We start from the raw sequence: 6,025 nt of genomic DNA, 5'->3' as shown, positions 1-6,025 counted from the left end.
GGCGCCGCCCCATCTGCGATGGGGAAGCCAGCGGCTACGACAGCAGCAGCTTGTCGTCGGCCTCGTCGGAACCGCTGTGGCCCAGCCGGCCCAGGCCAGCCGGGGGCCCCGGATTTCATCCCGCGCGGGCAGAAGTGAATTCCGCCCGCGGCAAGGTTTTGCCTCCGGCAAAACGCTTGCACGGCGCAGGCGCCGCCCCATCTGCGATGGGGAAGCCAGCGGCTACGACAGCAGCAGCTTGTCGTCGGCCTCGTCCGAGCCGCTGTGCCCCAGCCGGCCCAGGCCAGCCGGGGGCCCCGGATTTCATCCCGCGCGGGCGGAAGTGAATTCCGCCCGCGGCAAGGTTTTGCCTCCGGCAAAACGCTTGCACGGCGCAGGCGCCGCCCCATCTGCGATGGGGAAGCCAGCGGCTACGACAGCAGCAGCTTGTCGTCGGCCTCGTCCGAGCCGCTGGCTTTGCTGAACAGCGCGAGGAGCTGCTCCACGGTCAGCTTCTTCTTCTCCTCCCCCGCGATATCCACCACAATCCGGCCGTCGTAGAGCATGATCAGGCGGTTGCCGTGGGCGATGGCATCGCGCATGTTATGGGTAATCATGAGGGTGGTCAGCTTATCCCGCTGCACGATCTTCTCCGTGGTGTCCAGAACCTTGGCCGCCGTTTTGGGGTCCAGGGCGGCGGTATGCTCGTCCAGCAGCAGGAGCCGGGGCTTCTTCAGCGTGGCCATCAGCAGAGTCAGGGCCTGCCGCTGGCCGCCGGAGAGCAGGCCCACCTTGCTGGTCAGCCGGTCCTCCAGTCCCAGATCCAGGATTTTCAGCAGCTCCCGGTACTGCTCCCGCTCGGTGCGGGTGATGCCGGGGCGGAGGGAGCGGCTCTGCCCCCGGCGGGCGGCCAGGGCCAGGTTTTCCTCGATCTGCATGGTGGCCGCGGTGCCCATCATGGGGTCCTGAAACACCCGGCCGATGAACCGGGCCCGCTTGTGCTCCGGCAGGCGGGTCACATTCTGCCCGCCGATGGCGATGGAGCCGCTGTCCACCGGGTAGACGCCCGCCACCAGATTGAGCAGGGTGGACTTGCCCGCGCCGTTGCCGCCGATGACGGTGGCGAAGTCCCCTTCGTTGAGGGTGAGGGTGACGCCGTTCATAGCCCGCTTCTCGTTGATGGTGCCGGCGTTGAAGGTCTTATAAATTTCGCGCACTTCAAGCATGGGGAGCGCCCTCCTTCCGCACGGGCTTGGTGAAATAGCGGCCCTTCCAATAGGGGACGGCCAGGAACACCGCCACCACCAGGGCGGTGAGCAGCTTCAGATCGGTGGACTCCAGGCCCAGGCGGAGCACCACGGTGATGACCACATAGTAGATGATCGCGCCGATCACCGCGGAGAGCAGCTTGAGGGCGAAGTTACGGAACACCTTGTCCAGCAGCACCTCGCCGATGATGACTGCCGCTAGGCCGATGACAATTGCGCCGCGGCCCATGTCGATGGTGGCGCTGCCCTGATACTGGGCCAGCAGGCCGCCGGCCAGGGCCACCAGGCCGTTGGACACCACCAGGCCCAGGACCTTGGCGGTGTTGGTGTTGATGCCCTGGGCCCGGGCCATGCTCTGGTTGGCGCCGGTGGCCCGCAGGGCGGAGCCCTGCTCCGTGCCGAAGAACCAGTACAGCAGCGCGATCACCGCCGCCGTCAGCAGCACCAGCAGCAGCAGAGGGTTGTTCAGCGCAGGCTCCCGCACGTAGCGGGAGGACAGGAGCAGGTCGTTCTTGTCCACACTCACCGCCAGGGTGGCCTTGGTGGTAGCATTTTCATCCCCGATGGCCATGATACGCAGGTTGATGGAGTAGAGGGCCAGTTGGGTCAGAATACCCGCCAGGATGGCTGGGATGCCGCAGGCGGTATGCAGCACACCGGTGGCCAGCCCGGCCAGCATACCCGCCAGCACCGCCGCCAGCACCGCCAGCCAGGGGTTCCAGCCCATGCTGACGCACAGGGCCGCCACCGCGCCGCCGGTGGCCAGGGAGCCGTCCACCGTCAGATCGGCCACATCCAATATTTTATAGGTGATATAGACGCCGATGGCCATAATGCCCCAGATCAGCCCCTGCCCCGCGGCGCCGGGCAGGGAGTTGAACAGGCTTACCAAAACATTCATCTTTCTTCATGCCTCCCGCTCGAAAGTGGATTACAGACAGGCACGTGCCAAAAAGCCGCGGGAAATGGAGGTCCATTCCCGCGGTTTTTCTGACGTTTGCGCCTCACTCAATGGGCTGATAGCCGTCGGGCACCGTGATGCCCAGCGCCTCACAGTTCGCGGCGTTATACATCTTGGCCACGGCCGTGTCGTACTGGATTGCCAGCTCGGACACGTCCGCCTCGCCGGTGAGGATCTGGACGGCCATCTCACCGGTGATACGGCCCAGCTCCTCATAGCTGATGGAGAGGGTGGCCACGCCGCAGCCGGAGCAGATGCCAGACTCGCCGCATACCACGGGCACCCCGGCGGGGATGACTACATTGGCGATGGTTTCGGTGTTGTTGGCCGCCGTGTTGTCGGTGGGGATATAGATCACATCGGAGCCGTCACAGGCGGACTGGGTCACAGCGGAGAGGTCGTTCACGTCGGTAAAGGCGTACTGGGTACAGGTGTAGCCCATCTCCTCCAGATAGCCCTGGATGGTCTCCACCTGAAACACGGAGTTGGGCTCGGCGGAGCAGTAGAGCAGGCCCACGTTCTCCGCGTCGGGGAACAGCTCCTGGAGCATGGCGGCCTGCTGGTCCAGCGGGGCCAGGTCGGAGGTGCCGGAGATGTTGCCGCCCAGCACCTTGTCCTCTGTGCTGTCCAGGCCCAGGGCGATGCCGTAGTTGGTGATGGCGGTACCCAGAATGGGGATGTCGGCGGTGGCGGACTGGGCTGCCTGGAGCGAATAGGTGGCGTTGGCCAGCATCAGGTCCACATTTTCCGACACAAAGCCGTCCACGATGGTGGCGCAGTTGTTGTACTCGCCGCCGGCGTTCTGCTCGTCAAACTTCACCCCATCCTCGCCGAAGGCCTCCACCAGAGCCGCCTTGAAGCCCCTGGTGGCCGCGTCCAGCGCGTCGTGGGGGGCGAGCTGGCAGATACCCACCAAATAGGCCTCCCCCCCGGAGCCGCCGGCGGGAGACTCATTCGGTTCGCCGTTTCCGCCGCAGGCGGTCAGGCCGACTGCCATAACGCCGCTCAAGGCAAAAGCGGCCAGTTTTCTTCCATTCATAATCGAGTTCCTCCAATCCCTACCGCTCTTTAGCAATTTTAACAGCTAAAGAATTAGCTGTGCCCTATTATAGCACATCCGCCCGGTTTGTCAACGGGGAACTTGGTGATTCTTCACAGAAACTTCATCTTTCCCGCCCCTGATTTCCCGGTTTCCGCATGGACTTTTTTCGCTATCTATGGTAAAATGGCATGAAATTATGGACAGAATTCCAATCGGAGGCAATGTATTTTGAGGACTGATGTTTTGGGCGTCGGCTTCGACGACCTGACGCTGGAGGAGGCTGCGGCGGCCGGCGCAGCCCTGGTGGAGGCCGGGGGCTTCCACTACGCGGTCACCCCCAACCCGGAGTTTCTGCTGGCCGCCAAGCACAATCCGGCCTTCCGGCAGGCCCTGCTGGGGGCCGATCTGGTGCTGGCCGACGGCGTGGGGGTGGTCTACTCCGCGAAAATCCTGGGCCGCCCGCTGAAGGGCAAGGTACCGGGCATCGACTTTGCCCAGCGGCTGCTGGCGTGGATGGCCCGGCACGGCAAGCGGCTCTTCCTGCTGGGGGCCAAGCCCGGCGTGGCGGAGCTGGCCGCCGCCAACCTGAAGGACGCCCACCCCGGCCTCATCGTCTGCGGCACCCATGACGGGTATTTCCGGGAGGACGGCCCGGTGGTGGAGGAGATCAGGGCCGCCGCCGCCGACGTGGTGTTCGTCTGCCTGGGGGCCCCCAAGCAGGAGCTGTGGATGGTGGAGCACGGCCCCGCCACCGGCGCCCACCTGATGGTGGGCCTGGGCGGCTCCCTGGACGTGTTCGCCGGCGTGGTGGAGCGGGCCCCGGAGGGCTTTCAGAAGTTGGGGCTGGAGTGGCTCTACCGCCTGGTCAAGGAACCGAAGCGCATCGGACGCATGGCCAAGCTGCCTCTGGTGCTGGTCCAGGCGGCGGGCGCCCGGCTGCGGGGGAAGTGAGCATGCAGGGAAAGCTGATTGTGTTTGAGGGCACCGACGGGTCGGGCAAGTCCACCCAGTTCCGCATGCTCTGTGAGCGGATGGAGCGGGAGGGACGCCCCTTCCGGCGGCTGATCTTCCCCCAGTACCAGGAGCCCTCCTCCGCCCTTTTGAAAATGTATCTGAACGGGGAGTTCGGTTCCCACCCCTCCGACGTGAATCCCTACGCGGCCTCCACCTTTTACGCGGTGGACCGCTATGCCTCATGGAAAAAGGTGTGGGGGGACTACTACCGGGGCGGCGGGCTGGTGCTCTCCGACCGGTACACCACCTCCAACGCCGTCCACCAGGCCAGCAAGCTGCCCGAGGCGGAGTGGGAGGGCTTTTTCCGCTGGCTGTTTGACTTCGAGTGCGGCAAGCTGGGCCTGCCCCTCCCCGATCTGGTGGTCTATCTGGACATGCCCACGGAGCAGGCGGTGCGCCTCCTCCGCAGCCGGGAGGCGTCCACCCATACCAAGGGTGACATCCACGAGGTGGACACCGGCTATCTCGCCCTGTGCCGCAAAACCGCCCTCCGGGCGGCGGACTGTCTGGGCTGGGTCAAAATCCCCTGTGTAGACGGGGCGGGTGCGCTCCGCTCCACAGAGGACATTCACCGTGACATCTGGGCGGTGGCCGCCCGTATTTTAGGATAGAAGAACAGAAAAGAAAGGTGCTGTTTCACATGGTAGCGATTCTGTTGGGAACCGGATTTGAGGAGAGCGAGGCCCTGGTGCCCGCCGATCTGCTGCGCCGGGCAGGCATTGAGGTCCGACTGGTAGGCGTGGACGGCCCCGCCGTCACCAGCGCCCACGGCGTCACTGTCACCGCCGACCTGACCCTGGCCGAGCTGGACCGGGAGGCGGTGGATATGCTGGTGCTCCCCGGCGGTCTGGGGGGCGTGGAGGTGCTCCAGGGCGACCGCCACGTACAGGCCCTGATTCAACACTGCTACGACGAGGGCCGGTGGCTGGCCGCCATCTGCGCCGCCCCCACCATTCTGGCCAACCTGGGCTTTCTGGACCGGCGCAGGGCGGTGTGCTACCCCGGCATGGAGGAGCTGATGGGCTCCGCCGTGGTGCAGAAGGGCGCTCCCGTGGTGGCGGACGGCCACATCATCACCGGCGAGGCCGCCGGCTCCTCCTTCCCCTTCGGCCTGAAGCTGGTGGAGGTGCTCAAGGGGGCAGAGGCCGCCCGGCAGGTCTGCCATGCCGTCCACTACCACGGCTGAGAAGGCGGAGCTGCGCCGCCGGGCCCGCCAATATCTGAGAGAGCTCTCTCCCCAGGTCCGGCGGGCGAGCGATGACGCCCTGTTCGCCCGCTTTCTGGCCCTGCCCCAGGTGGAGGCGGCGGATACCCTGCTGCTCTACCACGGCATGGGGGGCGAGCCCGACACCGCCCGCCTCCTCCCCGCCCTCTGGGCGCGGGGCAAGGCGGTCTGCCTGCCCCGCTGTCTGCCGGGCCATGGCCTGGAGGCCCGGCTTGTCCGGCCGGACAGCGCGCTGATCCCCCACCCCTACGGGATGCTGGAGCCGGGGGAGGACTGCCCCCTGGTGGGCAAGGACGCCATCGGCCTTGTGCTGGTGCCCGGTCTGGCCTTCGACCCCTCCGGCGGCCGTCTGGGCCAGGGGGGCGGCTTTTATGACCGCTGGCTGGCGGATTACGCCGGCTGTACCGCCGCCCTGTGCCGGACGGCGCTGCTGCTGCCCCAAGTCCCCCGCGCCCCCCATGACCGGGGGGTGGAGCTGGTGCTCACCGAGCACGGCCTGTACCGGGCGGATGCGCAGAGGAGCGGGGCCCAAAGGC

7 protein-coding genes (1 of these 7 only partly in view) are annotated in these 6,025 nt (G+C 66.3%); 4 read left to right on the top strand and 3 right to left on the bottom strand.

From position 1 onward, the window contains the following. Positions 1–410: 410 nt before the first annotated feature. From ACESY8_RS18055 to ACESY8_RS18045, 3 genes are all read right to left on the bottom strand, one after another. The gene (locus tag ACESY8_RS18055) at positions 411–1,205 is read right to left on the bottom strand and encodes an ABC transporter ATP-binding protein (protein ID WP_024725078.1); all 795 of its coding nucleotides are present in this window, start codon (positions 1,203–1,205) and stop codon (positions 411–413) included. Beyond that, complete coding sequence (locus tag ACESY8_RS18050; RefSeq protein WP_007491899.1) at positions 1,198–2,148, bottom strand: ABC transporter permease; 951 nt, start codon at positions 2,146–2,148, stop codon at positions 1,198–1,200. Before ACESY8_RS18050 ends, ACESY8_RS18055 begins: the two co-directional genes overlap by 8 nt. Positions 2,149–2,251: 103 nt before the next feature. Beyond that, positions 2,252–3,247 carry an ABC transporter substrate-binding protein gene (locus tag ACESY8_RS18045; protein ID WP_054338897.1) on the bottom strand — a complete coding sequence of 332 codons (996 nt, stop codon included), beginning with the start codon at positions 3,245–3,247 and terminating at the stop codon, positions 2,252–2,254. 231 nt (positions 3,248–3,478) lie between these two features. Between ACESY8_RS18045 and ACESY8_RS18040 the strand changes: the two genes are divergently transcribed. The 4 genes in view from ACESY8_RS18040 to ACESY8_RS18025 are tightly spaced (at most 29 nt apart) and all read left to right on the top strand, a layout consistent with a single transcriptional unit that may run on beyond the window. Further along, the gene (locus ACESY8_RS18040; RefSeq protein WP_065534334.1) at positions 3,479–4,201 is read left to right on the top strand and encodes a WecB/TagA/CpsF family glycosyltransferase; all 723 of its coding nucleotides are present in this window, start codon (positions 3,479–3,481) and stop codon (positions 4,199–4,201) included. Between the two features lie 2 nt (positions 4,202–4,203). Beyond that, positions 4,204–4,875 (top strand): dTMP kinase, encoded by a 672-nt coding sequence (locus ACESY8_RS18035; protein WP_007495787.1) that lies wholly within the window; start codon positions 4,204–4,206, stop codon positions 4,873–4,875. A 29-nt stretch (positions 4,876–4,904) separates the two neighbouring features. Continuing rightward, positions 4,905–5,450 (top strand): DJ-1 family glyoxalase III, encoded by a 546-nt coding sequence (locus ACESY8_RS18030; protein WP_021630694.1) that lies wholly within the window; start codon positions 4,905–4,907, stop codon positions 5,448–5,450. Beyond that, on the top strand, positions 5,428–6,025 hold the 5' portion of the coding sequence (locus tag ACESY8_RS18025) for a 5-formyltetrahydrofolate cyclo-ligase (RefSeq protein ID WP_498794911.1). It continues 56 nt past the right edge of the window; the window shows 598 of its 654 coding nt (coding positions 1–598); its start codon is at positions 5,428–5,430; its stop codon lies off the right edge, out of view. The genes ACESY8_RS18030 and ACESY8_RS18025 overlap by 23 nt, the downstream gene beginning before the upstream one ends.

The organism is Clostridium sp. ATCC BAA-442 (genome assembly GCF_964239415.1).
In the GTDB taxonomy this organism is placed as follows: domain Bacteria; phylum Bacillota; class Clostridia; order Oscillospirales; family Oscillospiraceae; genus Flavonifractor; species Flavonifractor plautii.
Note: the sequence above shows the minus strand (reverse complement) of the source record. Positions and strands in the feature narration are given on the sequence as shown.